Genomic DNA, 17,881 nt, shown 5'->3' on the forward strand with positions numbered 1-17,881 from the left:
CATGTACAACCCCACAGTCGCCCGGCTCACCTACCGGGCCCTGCTCGGCCGGCGCCGGGCCGCGATCCTGTTCGTGCTGCCCGCCCTGCTGATCGTGATCGCCGCAGCGGTGCGCGCGTTCAGCGGCGCGGACGACCAGGTCGCCACCAATGTGCTCGGCGGCTTCGCCATGGCCACGATGGTGCCGCTGATCGGTGTCATCGCGGGCACCGGCGCGATCGGCCCCGAGATCGACGACGGCTCGATCATCTATCTGCTTGCCAAGCCGGTGAAACGCCCCACGATCATCGTCACCAAGCTCATCGTGGCGATCGCTGTGACCATGGCGTTCTCCGCGATCCCGACGTTCGTCGCCGGCATGATCCTCAACGGCAACGGCCAGCAGATCGCGGTGGCCTACACGGTCGCCGCACTGGTCGCGTCGATCGCGTACGCAGCGGTCTTCCTGCTGCTCGGCACGGTCACCCGGCACGCGGTCGTCGCCGGACTCGTCTACGCGCTGGTCTGGGAGACCCTCTTCGGCAGTCTGGTGCCGGGGGCGCGCACGCTCAGCATCCAGCAGTGGTCGCTCTCCCTGGCCGAGAAGATCGGAAACCCGGGTGCGATCAGCTCCGACGTCGGACTGCCACTGGCCGTGGTACTGCTCGCCGGTGTCACGGTGGTGGCGACCTGGTACGCGGGCCAGAAACTGCGCCGGCTGACCCTCGCCGGCGAGGAGTGAGATCCCGGGTGCCGGGAGACCGCGGTCTCCCGGCACCCGGCCGTTGTCCGCACGCAGGCCGCACCGGGGCCCCGGTGCGGCCTGCGTGCGCCGGGAAAATGAGTGGCGCCGAACCGTGCCCGCCGGGCACTGTGGCTGACGTACCGACAGCCACGGGACCGGGAGAGGGGCGAGACGATGACCGAGAGTTCGAGTCCGTCGAGCTCCCAGCAGGGCGGCACGGGGCAGGCACCGGAGTAGCGATCACCTCGCACGCCGATGTGCCGTCCGCGCAGACCGCCCGGGCGGCTTTCTCCTGCGCGGGTCGCGCGGGGGCCGCCCTCCCAGGAAGAGCCAGCCGACAGCAGGCGCCGGCCGCAGTCCCGAAAACTGTTGGGGTGCGTGAGCACCCGTGTGGGTTCGACCCCCACCTCTTCCGCCCATGGGTCCGGCCGTGGGGCTCAGACCTCGAACAGCCGCTCCAGTACCACCGCGATGCCGTCGTCGTCGTTCGACGCGGTCACCTCGTCCGCGACAGCCTTGAGCTCGGTGTGCGCGTTGGCCATCGCCACCCCGTGTGCCGCCCAGCCGAACATCGGTATGTCGTTCGGCATGTCCCCGAAAGCGATGGTGTCCGCGGCGGTGAGCTTCAGCCGGCGCGCGGCCAGCGAGAGACCGGTCGCCTTGCTCAGCCCCAGGGGCAGGATCTCGACCACGCCAGGGCCGGCCATCACCACGTTCACCAGACTGCCCGCGGACTGCCGTGCGATCCGGGCGAGTGCGTCATCGCTGAGTTCGGGGTGCTGTATGTACACCTTGTTCAGCGGCGCCGACCACATCTGGGCGGGATCGTCGAGGGACACCACCGGAAGCGGGCCCCCCTGCACCTGGTAGCCGGCGCCCACCAGCACCTCGCCGTCCAGACCGTCCCGGCTCGCGGCAAGGGCCAGCGGACCGGCCTCGGCCTCGATCTTGGCGAGCGCGATACCGGCCAGCTGCCGGTCCAGGGTGACCGAGGTGAGCAGCCGGTGTTCACCCGCGTGGTAGAGCTGCGCACCCTGCCCGCAGACCGCCAGTCCCTCGTACCCGAGATCGTCGAGGATGTGCCGGGTCCACGGAACGGCCCGCCCGGTCACGACGATGTGCGCGGCGCCCGCCGCGGTGGCGGCGGCGAGCGCGTCACGGGTGCGCCCGGATACCGAATCGTCCTCGCGCAGCAGTGTTCCGTCGAGATCGGTGGCGATGAGCCGATAGGGCAGGGTGGGGCGGGGCACTGGGAAACAGACTCCAGACGGTTCGTGCGTGGTGCTGCTTACTTCGGTTCGAGGGTTTCGCGTCCCCCGAGGTACGGACGCAGCACCGGCGGCACCCGGACCGATCCGTCGGCGAGCTGGTGGTTCTCCAGGATCGCCACGATGGTGCGCGGTACGGCGCAGAGCGTGCCGTTCAGCGTCGACAGCGGCTGCACCTTCTTGCCCTCCCGCATCCGCACCGACAGACGGCGTGCCTGGAACCCGTCGCAGTTCGACGCGGAGGTCAGCTCGCGGTACTTGCCCTGCGTGGGAATCCACGCCTCACAGTCGAACTTCCGGGAGGCCGAAGCCCCCAGGTCCCCGGTGGCCACATCGATCACCTGGAAGGGGAGTCCGAGGGAGGTGAGCCACTGCTTCTCCCAGTCGAGGAGCCGCTGGTGCTCGGCCGCCGCCTCGTCGGGGTGCACGTACGAGAACATCTCGACCTTGTCGAACTGGTGCACCCGGAAGATCCCGCGGGTGTCCTTGCCGTACGTACCGGCCTCGCGGCGGAAGCAGGGCGAGAAGCCCGCGTACCGCAGCGGCAGCTGCTCGGCGTCGATGATCTCGTCCATGTGGTACGCCGCGAGCGGGACCTCGGACGTGCCGACCAGGTAGTAGTCGTCCTTCTCCAGGTGGTACACGTTCTCGGCCGCCTGGCCCAGGAAGCCGGTGCCCTCCATGGCGCGCGGGCGGACCAGCGCAGGTGTCAGCATCGGGATGAACCCGGCCTCCGTCGCCTGCGCGATCGCCGCGTTGACCAGCGCGAGCTCGAGCAGCGCGCCGATCCCCGTCAGGTAGTAGAAGCGGGAGCCCGATACCTTCGCGCCGCGCTCCATGTCGATGGCGCGCAGTGCCTCGCCGAGCTCCAGATGGTCCTTGGGCTCGAAGCCCTCGGCCGCGAAGTCGCGGATGGTGCCGTGCGTCTCCAGGACCGTGAAGTCCTCCTCGCCACCGACCGGGACATCGGGGTGGACCAGATTGCCCAGCTGGAGCAGCAGGCGCTTGGTCTCCTCATCGGCCTCGTTCTGCTCGGCGTCGGCGGCCTTGACGGCTGCCGAGAGCTGTCCGGTCTTCTTCAGCAGCTCGGCCTTCTCGTCGCCGGTTGCCTTGGGGATCAGCTTTCCGAGCGTCTTCTGCTCGGAGCGGAGTTCGTCGAAGCGGAGGCCGGAGGACCTGCGCCGCTCGTCGGCGGAGAGCAGGGCGTCGACGAGGGCGACGTCCTCTCCACGGGCGCGCTGGGAGGCGCGAACACGGTCGGGGTCCTCACGAAGCAGGCGAAGGTCAATCACCCCACCAGGCTACCGGTGCCTGGTTCGGCGCCTCGACCCGATATACGCCTGCGTGTCATTTTGTCCGTATTGAGCCGCTATATACAGAATGGTGAATTCTCTGCCGACCACAGTCAATAAAGCACCCACCTCCGCCGGAACGGGGCATTCCGAGTGTTCGGATTGACTCACATCCCGGGCGGCGCAGGGCACTTGGGTTTTGTTATCCACAGGAATCCACAGGCGGGATTAGTTATCCACAGGCTGTGTGGGAGATCTGTGGATGGGTGGGGGGATCGTTCCGAAAGCCTCACCGGAGGCGCGGGGTCCCCCTTTTAAACCGCGTTCACGCACTCGTTCGGGTGCGAATTACTCGCTCTAAGGGATTGATCAATGGAATTGAGGTGACACGGAGCTACCTGATGGTCTGTGGACGGAAGTGTCGCCGCTAGGGCGATTTGTCGACCATGCGGCCTTATGCTGTCGACTTGTCCCCAGGCCGGGAAGTGGCCTGTGGATAACTGAACCCCTGGCACCGGCGGCGATCGGTACGCCGGTCGGCGGCACCGCTCAGACCCGGCCGTCCTGGCTGCGGGTCAGCCAGTCCGCGGCATCCGCGAACTCGCCGTCCGATGTCCCGGGCCGCTGGGCCCGTCCACCCTGCGCCGTGCCCCCGGCCCGCGGGTAGGAGCCCAGGAACCGCACCTGGGGGCAGCTCCGCTTCAGTCCCATCAGCGCCTCGCCCACCCGTCGGTCGGCGATATGACCTTCGGCGTCGATGGCGAAGCAGTAGTTGCCGATGCCCTGACCCGTCGGCCGGGACTGCAGCAGCATCAGGTTCACCCCGCGCACCGCGAACTCCTGGAGGATCTCCAGCAGCGCGCCCGGATGGTCGTCGCGCTGCCAGACCACCACGGACGTCTTGTCCGCGCCGGTCGGGGCCGCGGGCCGCGCGGGCCTTCCCACCAGGACGAAGCGGGTCTCGGCGTTCTGCGCGTCGTGGATCTCGGTGATCAGCGGTTCGAGGCCGTAGGTGGCGGCGGCGAACTCGCCGGCGAAGGCCGCGTCGAACCGGCCCTCCTGGACCAGCCGCGCCCCGTCGGCATTGGAGGCAGCGGACTCCCAGAGAGCTTCGGGGAGGTGGGACCGCAGCCAGTTCCGTACCTGCGGCTGGGCCACCGGATGGCCGGTCACCGTCTTCACATCGGAGAGCTGGGTTCCGGGCCGCACCAGAAGCGCGAAGGTGATGGGCAGCAGCACCTCGCGGTAGATCGTCAGGGGCTCGCCGCCCGCGAGTTCGTCGAGGGTCGCGGTGACGCCGCCCTCCACGGAGTTCTCGATCGGCACCAGCGCGGCGGCGGCCTCCCCGTTCCTCACCGCGTCCAGCGCGGCCGGTACGGACACCATCGGGACGAGCTCCCGGGTGGCGGCCTCGGGCAGGGTGCGCAGGGCGGCCTCGGTGAATGTGCCTTCGGGACCCAGGTAGGTGAAGCGCGTGGCTGACATACGGTCACCCTAATGCGCGGCATGCCCCGGTCCCGGGCGTCCCGGGAAGGGCCGGCGGGGGACGGCGTGGGCCCGCACGGCTCAGGAGCCCTCCAGCAGGTGCTGTCCCACGTACTCCCCGGGTCCCGGCGCCCCGGGTACGGCGAAGAGGCCGCTGCCCTCGTGGCGCAGGAACGGGGAGAGCGCGTCGCCCCGGTCCAGCTTCCGCTGCACCGGTACGAAGCCGCGGAGCGGGTCCGCCTGCCAGCAGACGAAGAGCAGTCCGGCGTTCGGTGCGCCGTCGGCATCCATGCCGTCGTGGTACGAGAATCCACGCCGCAGCATCGCTGCGCCGCCGTTCTGTTCGGGGGCCGAGATCCGGGCATGGGCGTTGTCGGGGATCACGAACCTTCCGCCGGGGCCGGCCTTGTCGAGGTCCATCGGGGTGGTCTCGGTGCCCCCGGTGAGCGGCGCGCCGTCCTTCTTGCGCCGCCCGATGACCTTCTCCTGCTCGGCGACCGGGATCTTCTCCCAGTCGTCGAGGAGCATCCGGATGCGGCGCACGACCGCGTAGGAGCCGCCGGCCATCCAGTGCGGCTGGGCTGCGGCGCCCCTGCCGGCGCCCGGCGGGACGAAGATCCGCTGTCCGAAGTCGTCATCGGACGGCTTGGGGTTGCCCGTGCCGTCGATCTGTCCCATCAGATTGCGGACGGTCCTGGGGGACGAGGTCGCTCCCGGTGAACGGTTGAAGCCGGTCATCTGCCAGCGCATCCGCGCCGCCGGGCCCGCGTCGTTCTGAAGGGTGCGCAGCGCGTGAAAGGCGACCAGCGGGTCGTTCGCCCCGATCTGGATCCACAGGTCGCCGTTGCTGCGCCCGGGGTCCAGATGATCGGAGGAGAAGTCGGGCAGCGGATCGAGCTGGGTCGGGCGCCGGTCGGCCAGGCCTGTCCGGCCGAAGAAGGAGTGTCCGAAGCCGATGGTGATGGTGAGGGACGAGGGGCCCGCGTCGAGTGCGATGCCGGTGTCGTCCACGCCCGGCTCTCCTGCCATCAGCAGGTGTGCGCTCGCCGACCAGCGCCGCAGGAGCGCGGCGGCTCCGGTACGGCCAGCGCCGGCCGTCAGATCGAAGGCGACGAGATGACCGGTGGACTGTGCCGGTGTGGTGATGCCCGCCTGAGGGGTGGCGGTGGCGCCCCCGGCGCTGCGGAAGGGCACTTCGGTCGCGCCGACGGTCGTGAGGGCGGTGGCCGGGTCCGCCTCGGTGGCTGCGTGCGCGGCGGCGCCGCCCGCGGCTCCCGCGACGAGACCGCCGGCTCCGACGGCGCCGGCGGTGGCGATCAGACGCCTCCTGGAGATGTCGTTCATTGCTGCTCAGCCGATCTTCACGGTCTTGTTCACCGTGGTCTCGTCGATGTCGGAGGTCCGGACGGTCACTGCGACGTCCCAGCTGCCCGCCATCGGGATCTGGACGCCGGTCGCTCCCCAGTGTCCGGTGAAGAGGTGGTCGGGGACGACGGGCAGCGGCCCGATCTTCCTGGCCTTGAGGGTGAGGGCGAGCTTGACCTCGGGGACGTCGTACGGCTTGCCTGCCGGGTCGTTCACAAAGAGGTGCAGGTCGTTGCTGCCGCTGCGGCCCGGGGTGAGCTGGAGCCCGATGGTTCCCTTGCCCTTGGGGCCGCCGGTGTTGAAGGGGAGAGAGATGTTCACCGGGCCGGACTGCGCCGTGGCCGCGGCCGAGGTGGCCCGGCCTGCTTCCTCTTCCGTTCTGCCCGGTTCCGTCGTGGTGAGGACGGTCGTCACGGCGAGCAGCACCACGGCCACCCCGGCCTCTGCGAGCACCGACTTGCGTAGTCCGGTGCGCTGCGGATCGGCGTCGCGGATCCGCTTCTCGCGGACCACGGACCTGGCGGCCTGCTGGCGGGCCAGCTGTGCGGCGCGCCGGGGGTCCGCGTCCGCGGGCACGGTCACCGGCTCGTGGCGTGCGGCCTGCTCCGCCGCATCCTCCACGGCGCTCACGGTGTTCTCCGTCGCCGGGGTCCGGGACAGCCGAGCCGTCCAGCGCCGGGAGAAGAACGCGATGCAGATCACCACGGCGACCAGCCCGACCTTCACCATGAGCAGCTGTCCGTAGCCGGTACCGAAGAGTGCCGACCAGGATCCAACCTGCCGCCAGGACTGATAGACGCCGGTGGCCACGAGCGTGCAGACCGCTCCGAAGGCGATCCGCGAGAAGCGCTGTACAGCGGCGGTTTCGATGGCCGGTACGCGGAAGAGGGCAACCAGCAGTGCGGTGAGTCCGCCGAGCCAGACGGCGACGGCGAGCAGATGAACGACGTCGACGGGCATGGCGATGCCGGGCTGGACGCCGACCGAAGCATGCTCGGTGAGTGCCCAGGTGGCTGCGATGCCCGCGGCGACCACCGCGCCGCCCACGGCCAGGCCGAAGGTGAGGTCCTTCTTCTCCTTGGGGTCTTCCCGCTTGGCGTACGCCCCGAAGAGAACGGCGACGAAGAGCGCGGACGCGCCGAGCAGCAGCAGCCGGGAGATGAGGGAGGCACCGGGTTTCGTCTGCAGGACCGTTCGGAGCGCGCCGAGGTCGAAGACGTCGGCGACGTGCCCCGTTCCGGTGTAGGGGGCCCTGAGCAGAAGCAGCGCCAGGGTGGCCGCGGTCAGCGTGAGCCAGCCGCGTACGACGAGTTTCTGCAGGGGCTGCGCGCTCGCACCGCGCTGCCAGCAGGCCAGGATGAACGCGGCACCGCCGACCAGCACGATGAATCCGGCGTAGGCGGCGTAGCGCGCGGTGCCGTAGAGAACCCCGACGAGGCCGCCCCCGACGTTCTCCCCGGTGGGTGAGACGGAGGTCTTGGAGGGGGCGCCGATGGAGAAGGTGAAGGCACCGGACACCGGGTGGCTGTCGGCCGAGATGGCCTGCCAGGCGACGGTGTAGGTGCCGTTGGCGAGGCCGGAGCGCAGATCGACGCCGTAGGTGACGGTCTTTCCCTTGGACAGATCGCGCAGCCGGGCGGTGTCCGCCCGTTTTCCGTTGGGGTCCAGTACGCGGATGGACTGGTCGTCCATGGCGACCTGTTCGGAGAAGGTGAGGGAGACGTCGTCGGGGGCCTGGGCGACCACCGCCCCGTCACTCGGGTTGCTTCCGAGCAGCGCTGCGTGCGCGGAAGCGGGGGCGGCCGCGGCGAACAGCACGCCGAGGAGCGCCGCCGCCACGAGGAGCAGGCGCGCGAGTGGAAGACCGGAGCGGGGCGGAGCGGTGGTCGCCGTCATGGTGTGTCAGTCCCTCATCGCTGCTTCGGGTTGTAGGTGGGCTCCTTGACGGGAAGTTCCGCCTTGATCGTGCCGCCCTTCTCGAAGTGCAGTTGCACGGCTACCTGCTCGCCGCGCTCGGGCTGCTTCTTGAGGTTCATGAACATGAGGTGGTTTCCACCGCGTTCCAGGTCCAGTTCGCCGTGGGCGGGGACCGGCAGGGACGTGACCTCCCGCATCCGCTGGTTCCGGGTGGTGTGGAGGGTGATGTCGTCGGAGAGCCCGCTGGTGACGGAGGTGAGCCTGTCCGCCGTGGAGCCGGTGTTGGCCACGGTGACGAAGCCGGCCGCCATGCCGCTGCCGCCGACGGGTTCGGGCATGAAGGACTCGGTGACCTTCAGCTCGGACCCGTTGCCGGCGGATGTGGAGCCGCCGTCCGACGAGCACCCGGCCAGAGCCAGGGCCGTGGCGGCGGCTATCGCGGAGGTGACCGTGGCGATGCGGCGCCTCACGGATTCTCCCCCTTGATGATCTTGGGGAGGTCCTTGGTGTAGTCCTGTGCCGTGGCGTCCTCGCCGTAGAGCAGATAGCCCTTGTCGGTCTTCGGTGAGAAGGCGATGACCTGCGCCCCGTGCATCGAGACGATCGAGCCGTCCTTCTCCTTCTCGGTCGGGGAGATGCCGATGCCGATCGAGCGGGCACCGGCCTGGATCGCCGGGAAGCGGCCGGTGAGACCGATGAAGGACGGGTCCTGGGACTTCAGCCATGTGCCGAGTTCGGACGGGGTGTCACGGGCGGGGTCGGTGGTGACGAAGACGACCTGCAGCTTGTCCTGTTCGGCCTTGGGCAGCGCCTTCTTGGCGACGGCGATATTGCCCATGGTCAGCGGGCAGACATCGGGGCAGTGGGTGTACCCGAAATAGATCAGGGTGGGCTTGCCCTTGGTCCGCTCGCGGAAGTCGAACTTCTTCCCGTGGGTGTCGGTGAGGACGAAGTCAGGCTTGATGAAGGGGGTGTCGAGTACAGTCGCGGCCCGTGTCTTGGCCGGGGCCGAGACGTCGGCGACCGGGCTCTTGTCCGAACTGCCGCCGTCGGTGCCGCAGGCCGCGAGGGAGAAGGCGGCCGCCACCGCGAGGGCGGCGGCCGTCAGGGACTTCTGGTACGTGCTGTGCATGGAGGAGTGTCCCGGTTGCTGTGATGGGGTCGGTGGTGCGCGCCGTCAGGCCGCGCGGCGCCGTCCGGCGAGGAGGCCGAAGGCCACGCCCGCGATGCCGATGACGATGCCCGCGATGCCGAGGATCCGGGCGGTGCTGTCGCTGTCGGACGAGGAGGCGGTGTCCTTCTTGTCCGCGCTGCTCGCGGTGGCGGCGTCCTTGCCCGACGCGGCGGTGTCCGATGCGGCGCTCGCGTCGCCCTCCTCGTCCTGCGCGGCGCTGAGCTTGAGAACCGGCGCCGGGTTCTCCGGCTCGTCGGCGCCCGGCTTCTGCTCCTCGATCCAGCGCACTACCTCCTTGTTGGAGTAGGTCTGCAGTGCCTTGAAGGTCAGCTGGTCGGCATCGGTGGGCAGTTGGCCGACGGAGAGCGGGAACCGCTGGAACTGGCCGGGCTCGATCGTGCCGCCGGTCCACGTGACCTTGGAGACCGCCTCGTCGATCTGCTTGCCGTGGACGGTCAGCGGCTTGGCGAGCTTGGTCTTTGTGATCTTGATGTGCCAGCCGGGCACGGGCTCCGCCGACACCGACGCGAGCGGGTGGTCGGTCGGCATGCTGACTTCGAGCTTCGTGGTCGACGCGTTGTCGCGCTCATTGGGGACCTTGAAGGCGATGGTGGCGTAGCCCCCCTTGGCGGCCGCGCCGTCCGGCTGGACGACGACATGCGCGAACGCGGTGCCGGAGACCAGCAGGACGGTGGTCGCTGCGACGCCGCCGACAACAGCGAAACGACGGGTGATGCTCATACGGAACACACTCCACGGTGCGATGAGGAAGAGTGACAGCCCGCACACGGGTGCGCACGGGCAGCACGGCACCGCTCCCGGGATCGCGTGAGGGGTGCCGCGTCAGGCTGTGTGTACGTATACGAGCGGTGGCCCGCGCCTGATCACCATGTGCTGAAGTGCTTCCCCGGCTCTCCAGTGGGGCGTGGGGAGTGGTGCGCATCCGGCGCGCGGAGGCTGTGCGGGTGCGCCGACAAGACCCGAGCGCAGGGCGCGTACCAGGGCGAGCGCGGCGCGCAGGTTCCGCACCAGCGCCCCCTCGGCCACTCCGTGCGACATCCGGGTCAGCCGGAGCAGTGCGATCTCTCCGCGGCGCAGCAGCCAGCCCGTGACGAGGGCGGCGAGCAGATGCCCGAGCGCCATCGGCAGCGAGGGCAGCATCATCGTGGAGGCGGCCGTCGGCCGCGGCGCCGGGACGGCACCCGCTGCCGGGTCGAGCCCGGCCGCGGCGACGATGCTGTGCGCCCGCGACAGGCTCAGCCCAGCGGCGCCCTCGCCGCAGACGAGCTTCCCGGCGAGCGCCACCACGCCGGCCGGGTCGGTGGCCGGGCGACCCATGGGCATGGACCGGCCCATCGGGTTCATCATGTCCATCGGGCCCATGGACGCCATGGCACCCATGCCGCGCAGGGAGCCCGCCGTCATGGAGCCCTGCTGGCCGAGACCGAACAGCGTGTGCAGCCCGAGCTGCCCGACGGTCAGCGCGGTGGCGATGCACGGCAGCGACCTGGCCCGGCCGGCCAGCGGCGTGGCCAGCGCGAAGAGGCCCAGGAAGCCCAGGACGAGCGGCCGCCACGGGACCGGTGCGCCGGACGCGAGGGCGTGCCCCACCCCGGCCAGCACGACGCAGACCGCGGTGAACACCGCGGTCCTCAACAGCCGTGGACCGGCTGCGGCGCGTACGGCTGAGGTAGACATGGCCGGGCCATCATCGCACTGGGCGGGTGGTCTCCATACGGCAGGTCCGGAAGATCACCATCCGCCCAGGTGGCCCGGATAGCACGCACTTGTGCCTGCGCTGTACCGGCGTACGAGCCGCACCCGTCCGCCGAATGAGCGTTATCACATCAACTGGGTGCTTACAACGGCGGTCTCGCGGCAATAGGTAACCGTATGTCGAGCCGCAGCCAGGAGGCTGGAGCATGAGCATCTGGTGGTCTCTCCATTTGCGGCGCGAAGCCGCGAGCGTTCCGCTCGCCCGTCGACTTCTGCTCGGTGCCATGGAGACCGCGGGCGTCGACCCCGACATCTCCTTCGACCTGTCGGTCGCGCTGAGCGAGGCCTGTGCGAACGCGGTGGAGCACGGCGGATACGGGGAGCCGGGCGCCGCATCGGAGTCGGCTGCCATGGGGTTCCGGGTGACCGCGTTCCTCGACGGCGAGCGGTGCCGTATCGAGGTCACCGACTCGGGGCCGGGCTTTCCCTCCCGGCGGGGGCGCCGCGCGGCGGCGCATCAGGTCCGCAGACAGGCCTCGCCCTCGGCGGAGAGCGGCCGGGGGCTCTGTCTGATCGAGGAGCTCGCCGACCACGTGGATTTCTGCAACCGGCCGGGCCGGGGCGCGATGGTGCGCTTCGACAAGGTCCTGAAATGGCGCGAGGACGCGCTGCTCAGCTTGGGCTGAGCAGCACGTCCCCGTGGCGCGTGGAACGGGCGGTCAGGCCTGCTTGAGCGAGGCCATCCAGGCCTCGACCTCGTCGGAACTGCGCGGCAGCGCCGCGGAGAGGTTCCGGTTGCCGTCCGCGGTGACGATGATGTCGTCCTCGATGCGGACGCCGATGCCGCGGTACTCCGCGGGCACGGTGAGGTCGTCGGCCTGGAAGTAGAGACCGGGCTCGACAGTCAGGCACATCCCGGGCTCGAGGGTGCCGTTGACGTATGCCTCGGTGCGGGCCGCGGCGCAGTCATGGACATCGAGGCCGAGCATGTGACCGGTGCCGTGCAGGGTCCAGCGGCGCTGCAGACCGAGTTCGAGCACCCGCTCGACGGAGCCTTCGACCAGTCCCCACTCGACGAGCTTCTCGGCGAGCACGCGCTGCGACGCATCGTGGAAGTCACGGTAGGCGGCGCCGGGCTTGACCGCCGCGATGCCGGCTTCCTGGGCTTCGTAGACGGCATCGTAGATCTTGCGCTGGAGCTCGTTGAAGCGTCCGTCGATGGGCAGGGTGCGGGTGACGTCGGCGGTGTAGAGCGAGTGGGTCTCCACGCCGGCGTCGAGCAGCAGCAGTTCGCCCGACCGGACGTCGCCGTCGTTGCGCACCCAGTGCAGGGTGGTGGCGTGCGGGCCGGCGGCGCAGATCGAGCCGTAGCCGATGTCGTTGCCCTCGACACGGGCGCGCAGGAAGAAGGTGCCCTCGATGTAGCGCTCCGATGTGGCCTCGGCCTTGTCGAGGATCCTCACGACATCCTCGAAGCCGCGGACGGTCGAGTCGACGGCCTTCTGCAGTTCGCCGATCTCGAATTCGTCCTTCACGGCGCGGGCCTCGGAGAGGTACACCCGCAGTTCCTCGTCGCGCTCCGCGGTGACCTTGTCGGCCAGCGCGGCTTCGATGCCGGCGTCGTGGCCCCGCACGTTACGGACCGGGCCGGTGGCCCCGGTGAGCGTGGCGGGCAGTTCACGGACGTCCTCGGCGGGGATGCCCAGGAGCTGTTCGGCCTCGGTGAGGGAGTGCCTGCGGCCGACCCACAGCTCGCCCTGCCCGTCCAGCCAGAACTCGCCGTTCTCCCGGTCGGAGCGCGGCAGCAGGTAGATCGTCGCCCGGTGTCCTTCATCCGCCGGTTCCAGGACGAGTACGCCGTCCTGAGTCCCGTCGCCGGTGAGATAGGCGTACTCGGTGGAGGGGCGGAACGCGTACTCCGTGTCGTTGGAGCGGGTCTTCAGATTGCCTGCCGGGATCACCAGACGTTCGCCCGGAAAGCGTGCGGAGAGTGCGGCACGGCGCTCTGCCGTGCGGCCGGCCTGGGGGATCGGCTGCAGGTTGTGCAGCTCGGTGTCGGCCCAGCCCGACTTCATGTTCTCGGCGAGCTCGTCGGAGACGCCCGGGTACAGGCCGTTCTTCCGCTGCTTGATGGGCTCTGTCTCTTCCGGGCTTTCCGGGGTCTCCGGGTGTTCCGGGGTGAGCTCCTCTGACACGTCTTCTCCTTGATACGACACTGGGCCTCCTTCATCGTACGGCTGTACGGAAGGGGGCCCAGAGCCGAAAGGCCTGTTACCTGTCCGGCCCGAGTCAGTCGAAGCGCGCCGCCAGGATCACCACGTCCTCGGTGTTCTGCTGCCCGTCCGGACCGTCGGGCAGCATGGCCCGCAGCACATGGTCCGCGATGTCCGCCGGGTTGCCGCGCAGCGGACCGGGCACGTGCGCAGCCGCAGAGTGCAGCCGGGCGAACGCGCGGTCCATGGAGTCGCCCGTGCGGCGCAGCAGGCCGTCCGTGCACAGCAGCACCGTTTCTCCCGGTGCGGCGCAGAACTCCACACTCGGTGCTTCCCAGCAGGCCAGCATGGTCAGCGGCGCCGAGAGCGAGGTCTCGATGAATTCGGTGCGCCGCTCGCCGACGACCAGCGGGGGGATGTGCCCTGCCCCGGCCAGCACGATCCTGCGTGCCGCGGGCTCGCAGTAGGCGAAGAGAGCGGTCGCCGAGCTGCCGGGTTCGGTCAGCCGCAGCAGCAGCTCGAGATCGGAGAGTACGGCGACGGGGTCCTCGCCCTCCATCACGGCATAAGCACGCAGACCGGCCCGCAGCCGCCCCATCGCGGCCACCGCACCGGGGCCGGATCCGGAGACCGACCCGACGGACAGGCCCAGCGCTCCGTCGGGGAGCGGCAGGGCGTCGTACCAGTCACCGCCTCCGGAGGAACCGGCGCGGTGAGAGGCCGCGAGCCGGACCCCGGGCACCCGCGGCAGTCTGCTGGGCAGCATTTCCTCGGCGATCGCCGCCATCCGGGCGCGGGCCCGGTGCAGCTCGACCAGCCGGGCCAGATGCTCACTGGCGTAACGCGCGTAGAGACCGGCGAGACGGCGCTGACGGTCCGCCGGTTCCGCCGGTTCGTCGTAGAGCCAGACGGCGGCGCCGAGCAGACCGGCTGTCCTGGTGGCCAGCGGGACTGCGTAACTGGCCGCGAAGCCGAGGCGGACAGCGACCTCACGGAAGCGGGGGTCGGTGTTCTTGTCGGCGAGCAGGTCGGGCGTGGCGATGCCCACGGTGGCGCCCTCCGTGGCACTGGCGTCTCCGAGGCCGGCGTCCAGGATCCGTCCGTGTGCGGTGGCGCTGCGCGGCACGGTGTCGAGGTGGCCGAGTTCGGCGTGCGCCAGCCCGAGTCCGACGGTGGCCGTGGGGTCGCGGTGGTCACCGGAGGCCCCGGAGCCGGCGGCGTCGGCCGGTTCCAGTACGACAAGACCGCGGCGGGCGCCGACCAGCGCGGCGCCGGCCTGGAGGAGTTCCTGGAGGGCGTCGTCCAGGGTCCCGGTGGCCGCCAGCCGTTCTGTGAGTTCGTGCAGCGTCGTGAGGTCGAAGACCCACCCGGCGAGCCGGTCCTGGATCAGCGCGCCCGGTGGGGTGACCGGCCCGGGCTCGGCTGGAGACGGTGCGGCATTGTGAGCGGGCGCCGGAACGGTGGAATCGATTCCAGCCACTTTCGGCAGGTGAGGTGCGCTCATGGCAGCCGACCTTCTGACTGGTACGTCTCGCTCCATAGCATGGCAAACCCCTATGCCGTTCTGCGCAGCTAACCAGGGATCCACATGTACACGCAGAAGTGAGGGCATGTCCAGCATTGTCCTCGCGGGATTCCTGGTGTCCGTGCGATAGTTGGTGCTGTCCCTATTAGACAACCAACTTGGCTGGAAAATGTCCCCCCGTGCAGCGATTTGCTGTCGACTGAAGTCGTTCGGCAGAGCGTCATATCGAGTGCGGCGGGTACGTAGTCGATGATGGTCAGGGGCAGTTGGTGCCGCCCCGGAACCTGGCGGCCGACCTGAGCGTCCTTACCGCTGCAGGTCGTGTCACATCCCCGGATGGCGGGGTTCGTACAGCGGAACAGCACGGAAGCACGGGACGAACTACGCGCCACGCACGCGTCACCCCCCGCCATGCCTGAGAAAAGAACTCGAAACAGGCTCCGCCCTGCTGGTAATCCACACCGCAGGCCCAGAGTTCGCGTACGCACAGTGACGTGATGCACGCATGGCGCGACGTGGACCTGGGCCTCAACGGAAAGGAACGAGCGCTCATGCGCGAGATCCTCGGAAAGCGTCGCGGGCTCCGGTTCCGGCGCAGCGGGAGGCATGCACAGCTCGAAGCGGCGCTCACCTGCGCCACGGTCCGGCAATGGCCCGTACTCCCCGGTGTGGGGCGCGCAGCGCCCGGCGGCCGGGACCGCGCCTGTGCCTGTCCCGACCCCGACTGCGCCGTTCCCGGCGCACACCCCTTCGAACCCGGACTTCTGGCGGCGACCACGGATGAGCGCATGGTGCGCTGGTGGTGGGGCAACCGTCCGGCGGCACCTCTGATCCTGGCGACCGGTGGCCGTGCGCCCTGCGCGCTCAGCCTTCCCGCCGTCGCGGGCGCCCGCGCCCTGGTGGCCCTCGATGGAATGGGTGTCCGGCTCGGCCCGGTCGTGGCGACACCCACCCGCTGGTCGCTGCTGGTGGCTCCGTATTCCCTGGAGCGGCTCGGTGAGCTGCTGCACGCCAAGGACTGGGTGCCGAGCTCGCTGCGTTTCCACGGTGAAGGCGGCTATCTGGTGCTGCCGCCGTCCGAGACGGGGGCCGGCCCCGTCTGGTGGGAGCGGGCTCCCTCCCCTGCGCCCCGGATCCGCACCGGCGCGGCAGGCCCCGCCGCTGCCGCGCCCTGGCTGCCGGACGTCGAGGCGGTGGTGGACGCGCTGGTCGAGGCGAGCAGTGGTGCCCCCGGCGGTGGCAGCAGACTCGCCTACTGAGGGTCCGCGGCCCGGCCCGCTCACTCGTACGGGTTGAGCCTTGCGGGTCTTCCGCGGGAAACGGGCGTACGGCCGGCCGTACGCCCGTTTTTCATGGATATCGTCGCCCCACCTTCATTGCGGCCGGCGGAGCTGCCGGCCCGAGTCGATGGCCGCAGCAGCCGGCAGGTGGGACCCGTGCCATGAACTTCCGCACCACCGGCCTCGGAGCCGCAGTGCTCCTCGCCGTGCTGCTCCCGGTGACCGCGGTCGCGGGACCTGCGACGGGCCCGGGCCGTGAGGCGGCGGGCTCACCCATGGCGCCGAGCGCACCGTCGGGCGGCGCGGCGGTTCTGTCCGGAACTCGCGCCTCCACTGTGACTGCGGTGGCGCCCCCGCGTGCCTCCGCCCGATGCGGTCCGGAAGGGTCGTCCCCCGACGGGGTCGAGGCGCAGACCTGCGTCATGACCCGGCGAGGAGTCCGGGGCGCGCGGAGTGTCACCTGGGCGCGCACCTACTACCGCAATGCCACCGGCGTACAACTCGACGCGGTGGTGGTCATGCTCGCACCCGGCGGCCGGACGGTGGAGATGCATTGCGGGCTGGGTACGGAGGACGAGCCCGCACTGTGCGAGACACCCCGTGAACCGGTGCGCGGGCGGCCCGCCGGGTACGCGGCGGTGGCGGAGTTCGCGCGAGCGGGGGATGGCGGCGACACCCGGATGCTGCTGCGCTCCGGCAGCAACTCGCCGGTGTCCGCCGGGCATTGAGGTGTCCGGCAATGAAAGGGCCCGGCCGTTGGCGACGGGGGATGCACCAACGACCGGGCTTCTAGAACGGTAACAAGAGATCGGCGGTTCGCAAATTCGATCTCATGTATTCGGACAGCTATTCACCTGTGGTGCAGACCAGTTGTGACCGGAGTCACCCGCCGCCCCACCAGGGCCGTCACTCTCAGCTCAGGGTCACCTGGCGATTGGTGAGGCCACCGCGCGCCCTGCGCTCCTCGGGGGTCAGCGGGCTGTCCACGGCGAGCGCCGCGGTCAGCCGTTCGGCGAACTCGGCCGCAGGCTTCTCGCACTCCTCCGCCCCCATCGCGGTCGGCAGATCCCACACCGGGACGGTCAGTCCGTGCGCCCGGAAGGAACCGACCAGGCGGGTGCCGACGCCGAGCGATGAGGTGCCGGCCGCGTGCAGCCGGGCGAGCGCGTCGAGGAGTCGCTCCTCCGGGTGCGGCATCACCCAGCGCAGATGATTCTTCTCCGGGGTCTCGCACCAGTAGGCGGAGTCCGCCGATGTGAGCTTCACGGTCGGGATGGCCGCCTCGTTCGCCCGCTCGAGCGAAGCGGAGACCTCCGGGGTGGCATTCTCCGAATCCGGTACCCAGAACTCGAATCCGGTGTGTACGACCGGTTCGAACGCGGCGCCCGGGTCCAGCAGGTCCTGCAGCCTGGGCCCGTCGGCGGCTGCCTTCTGCGCGGTGACCGGGGTGCCGGGATCGGCGGTCAGCGCGCGCTGCAGGGTGTCGGCCAGGTCGCGGCTCAGGTCCCCCGAAGGTGTGTCGTTCTGCAGTCCCAGCAGTACGGAGCCGTCGTCCCGGCGCAGCGCGGGCCACGCCATGGGCAGCACGGTCGCGAGGGTCACGGCCGGCACGCCGTCGGGCAGCCCGCCCTTCAGGGTCAGTTCGACGGTCGCCGCGGGTACCAGCTCGCGCAGCGCGACCCAGTCCCCCTCGCCGGTGAGGCCCTCGAAGGGCCGCTGGATCAGCTCCGTCACGGCATGTGCCGCGGCTCGTCCGTGGCAGGCCTTGTAGCGGCGGCCCGAGCCGCAGGGACAGGGCTCACGCGCCCCGACCACCGGGATCTCTCCGGTGACCTGAGGGGCCTTCGTCTGGGGACGCTTCTTCGCCATGGTGCGGCTCTCTCCCGACTGCGCTGGTGCTGTGTCGGGCGCGAGCCTATGGG

At 70.2% G+C, this 17,881-nt stretch carries 16 protein-coding genes; 4 read left to right on the forward strand and 12 right to left on the reverse strand.

The window, feature by feature from the left end:
* The first annotated feature begins 1 nt into the window (after position 1).
* On the forward strand, positions 2–721 hold the full coding sequence (locus tag OHS16_RS15930; protein WP_328537875.1) for an ABC transporter permease: 720 nt from the start codon (positions 2–4) through the stop codon (positions 719–721).
* Positions 722–1,161: 440 nt separating this feature from the next.
* On the opposite strand, the gene OHS16_RS15935 is transcribed toward OHS16_RS15930, so the two are convergent.
* From OHS16_RS15935 to OHS16_RS15975, 9 genes are all read right to left on the reverse strand, one after another.
* On the reverse strand, positions 1,162–1,974 hold the full coding sequence (locus tag OHS16_RS15935; protein WP_328537876.1) for an HAD family hydrolase: 813 nt from the start codon (positions 1,972–1,974) through the stop codon (positions 1,162–1,164).
* 38 nt (positions 1,975–2,012) lie between these two features.
* Positions 2,013–3,284, reverse strand: coding sequence for a serine--tRNA ligase (gene serS, locus OHS16_RS15940; protein ID WP_328537877.1), 1,272 nt, complete (start codon positions 3,282–3,284; stop codon positions 2,013–2,015).
* A gap of 549 nt (positions 3,285–3,833) precedes the next feature.
* On the reverse strand, positions 3,834–4,769 hold the full coding sequence (gene pheA / locus OHS16_RS15945) for a prephenate dehydratase (RefSeq protein WP_328537878.1): 936 nt from the start codon (positions 4,767–4,769) through the stop codon (positions 3,834–3,836).
* A gap of 81 nt (positions 4,770–4,850) precedes the next feature.
* A complete protein-coding gene (gene efeB, locus OHS16_RS15950) occupies positions 4,851–6,113 on the reverse strand; it encodes an iron uptake transporter deferrochelatase/peroxidase subunit (protein ID WP_328537879.1) in 1,263 nt (420 codons plus the stop codon).
* A gap of 6 nt (positions 6,114–6,119) precedes the next feature.
* On the reverse strand, positions 6,120–8,030 hold the full coding sequence (locus OHS16_RS15955) for a copper resistance CopC/CopD family protein (RefSeq protein ID WP_328537880.1): 1,911 nt from the start codon (positions 8,028–8,030) through the stop codon (positions 6,120–6,122).
* Positions 8,031–8,044: 14 nt separating this feature from the next.
* Complete coding sequence (locus OHS16_RS15960; RefSeq protein ID WP_443042625.1) at positions 8,045–8,521, reverse strand: copper chaperone PCu(A)C; 477 nt, start codon at positions 8,519–8,521, stop codon at positions 8,045–8,047.
* Positions 8,518–9,183, reverse strand: a complete 666-nt coding sequence (locus tag OHS16_RS15965) for an SCO family protein (protein ID WP_328537881.1) — start codon at positions 9,181–9,183, stop codon at positions 8,518–8,520. Before OHS16_RS15965 ends, OHS16_RS15960 begins: the two co-directional genes overlap by 4 nt.
* Positions 9,184–9,228: 45 nt before the next feature.
* Positions 9,229–9,966 (reverse strand): YcnI family copper-binding membrane protein, encoded by a 738-nt coding sequence (locus OHS16_RS15970; RefSeq protein WP_328537882.1) that lies wholly within the window; start codon positions 9,964–9,966, stop codon positions 9,229–9,231.
* Positions 9,967–10,068: 102 nt separating this feature from the next.
* Complete coding sequence (locus OHS16_RS15975) at positions 10,069–10,923, reverse strand: hypothetical protein (protein WP_328537883.1); 855 nt, start codon at positions 10,921–10,923, stop codon at positions 10,069–10,071.
* A 224-nt stretch (positions 10,924–11,147) separates the two neighbouring features.
* Between OHS16_RS15975 and OHS16_RS15980 the strand changes: the two genes are divergently transcribed.
* Complete coding sequence (locus OHS16_RS15980; RefSeq protein WP_328537884.1) at positions 11,148–11,627, forward strand: ATP-binding protein; 480 nt, start codon at positions 11,148–11,150, stop codon at positions 11,625–11,627.
* 33 nt (positions 11,628–11,660) lie between these two features.
* Here the strand turns inward: OHS16_RS15980 and OHS16_RS15985 are convergent, their stop codons facing one another.
* Both OHS16_RS15985 and OHS16_RS15990 read right to left on the reverse strand, forming a co-directional pair.
* The gene (locus tag OHS16_RS15985; protein ID WP_328537885.1) at positions 11,661–13,136 is read right to left on the reverse strand and encodes an aminopeptidase P family protein; all 1,476 of its coding nucleotides are present in this window, start codon (positions 13,134–13,136) and stop codon (positions 11,661–11,663) included.
* Between the two features lie 94 nt (positions 13,137–13,230).
* Positions 13,231–14,775 (reverse strand): PP2C family protein-serine/threonine phosphatase, encoded by a 1,545-nt coding sequence (locus tag OHS16_RS15990; RefSeq protein WP_328537886.1) that lies wholly within the window; start codon positions 14,773–14,775, stop codon positions 13,231–13,233.
* Between the two features lie 455 nt (positions 14,776–15,230).
* On the opposite strand from OHS16_RS15990, the gene OHS16_RS15995 reads away from it, so the two are divergent.
* Complete coding sequence (locus OHS16_RS15995) at positions 15,231–15,938, forward strand: bifunctional DNA primase/polymerase (RefSeq protein WP_328540862.1); 708 nt, start codon at positions 15,231–15,233, stop codon at positions 15,936–15,938.
* A gap of 182 nt (positions 15,939–16,120) precedes the next feature.
* Positions 16,121–16,687: a hypothetical protein gene (locus OHS16_RS16000; RefSeq protein WP_328537887.1), complete on the forward strand. Its 567-nt coding sequence runs from the start codon at positions 16,121–16,123 to the stop codon at positions 16,685–16,687.
* Positions 16,688–16,871: 184 nt separating this feature from the next.
* Here OHS16_RS16000 and OHS16_RS16005 read toward each other — a convergent pair whose 3' ends face one another.
* The gene (locus OHS16_RS16005; protein ID WP_328537888.1) at positions 16,872–17,828 is read right to left on the reverse strand and encodes a DUF5926 family protein; all 957 of its coding nucleotides are present in this window, start codon (positions 17,826–17,828) and stop codon (positions 16,872–16,874) included.
* Positions 17,829–17,881 lie beyond the last annotated feature (53 nt).

Origin of the sequence: Streptomyces sp. NBC_00344 (assembly GCF_036088315.1) — a bacterium.
Lineage (GTDB): Bacteria > Actinomycetota > Actinomycetes > Streptomycetales > Streptomycetaceae > Streptomyces.

What these genes read in the sequence shown, in the direction of transcription:
- OHS16_RS16005 (WP_328537888.1), bottom strand. Translation starts at nt 17,828, where the DNA reads ATGGCGAAGAAGCGTCCCCAGACGAAGGCCCCTCAGGTCACCGGAGAG.
- OHS16_RS15995 (WP_328540862.1), top strand. Translation starts at nt 15,231, where the DNA reads ATGCGCGAGATCCTCGGAAAGCGTCGCGGGCTCCGGTTCCGGCGCAGC.
- OHS16_RS16000 (WP_328537887.1), top strand. Translation starts at nt 16,121, where the DNA reads ATGAACTTCCGCACCACCGGCCTCGGAGCCGCAGTGCTCCTCGCCGTG.
- OHS16_RS15975 (WP_328537883.1), bottom strand. Translation starts at nt 10,923, where the DNA reads ATGTCTACCTCAGCCGTACGCGCCGCAGCCGGTCCACGGCTGTTGAGG.
- OHS16_RS15970 (WP_328537882.1), bottom strand. Translation starts at nt 9,966, where the DNA reads ATGAGCATCACCCGTCGTTTCGCTGTTGTCGGCGGCGTCGCAGCGACC.
- OHS16_RS15965 (WP_328537881.1), bottom strand. Translation starts at nt 9,183, where the DNA reads ATGCACAGCACGTACCAGAAGTCCCTGACGGCCGCCGCCCTCGCGGTG.
- pheA (WP_328537878.1), bottom strand. Translation starts at nt 4,769, where the DNA reads ATGTCAGCCACGCGCTTCACCTACCTGGGTCCCGAAGGCACATTCACC.
- OHS16_RS15990 (WP_328537886.1), bottom strand. Translation starts at nt 14,775, where the DNA reads ATGCTGGACATGCCCTCACTTCTGCGTGTACATGTGGATCCCTGGTTA.
- OHS16_RS15930 (WP_328537875.1), top strand. Translation starts at nt 2, where the DNA reads ATGTACAACCCCACAGTCGCCCGGCTCACCTACCGGGCCCTGCTCGGC.
- efeB (WP_328537879.1), bottom strand. Translation starts at nt 6,113, where the DNA reads ATGAACGACATCTCCAGGAGGCGTCTGATCGCCACCGCCGGCGCCGTC.
- OHS16_RS15955 (WP_328537880.1), bottom strand. Translation starts at nt 8,030, where the DNA reads ATGACGGCGACCACCGCTCCGCCCCGCTCCGGTCTTCCACTCGCGCGC.
- OHS16_RS15980 (WP_328537884.1), top strand. Translation starts at nt 11,148, where the DNA reads ATGAGCATCTGGTGGTCTCTCCATTTGCGGCGCGAAGCCGCGAGCGTT.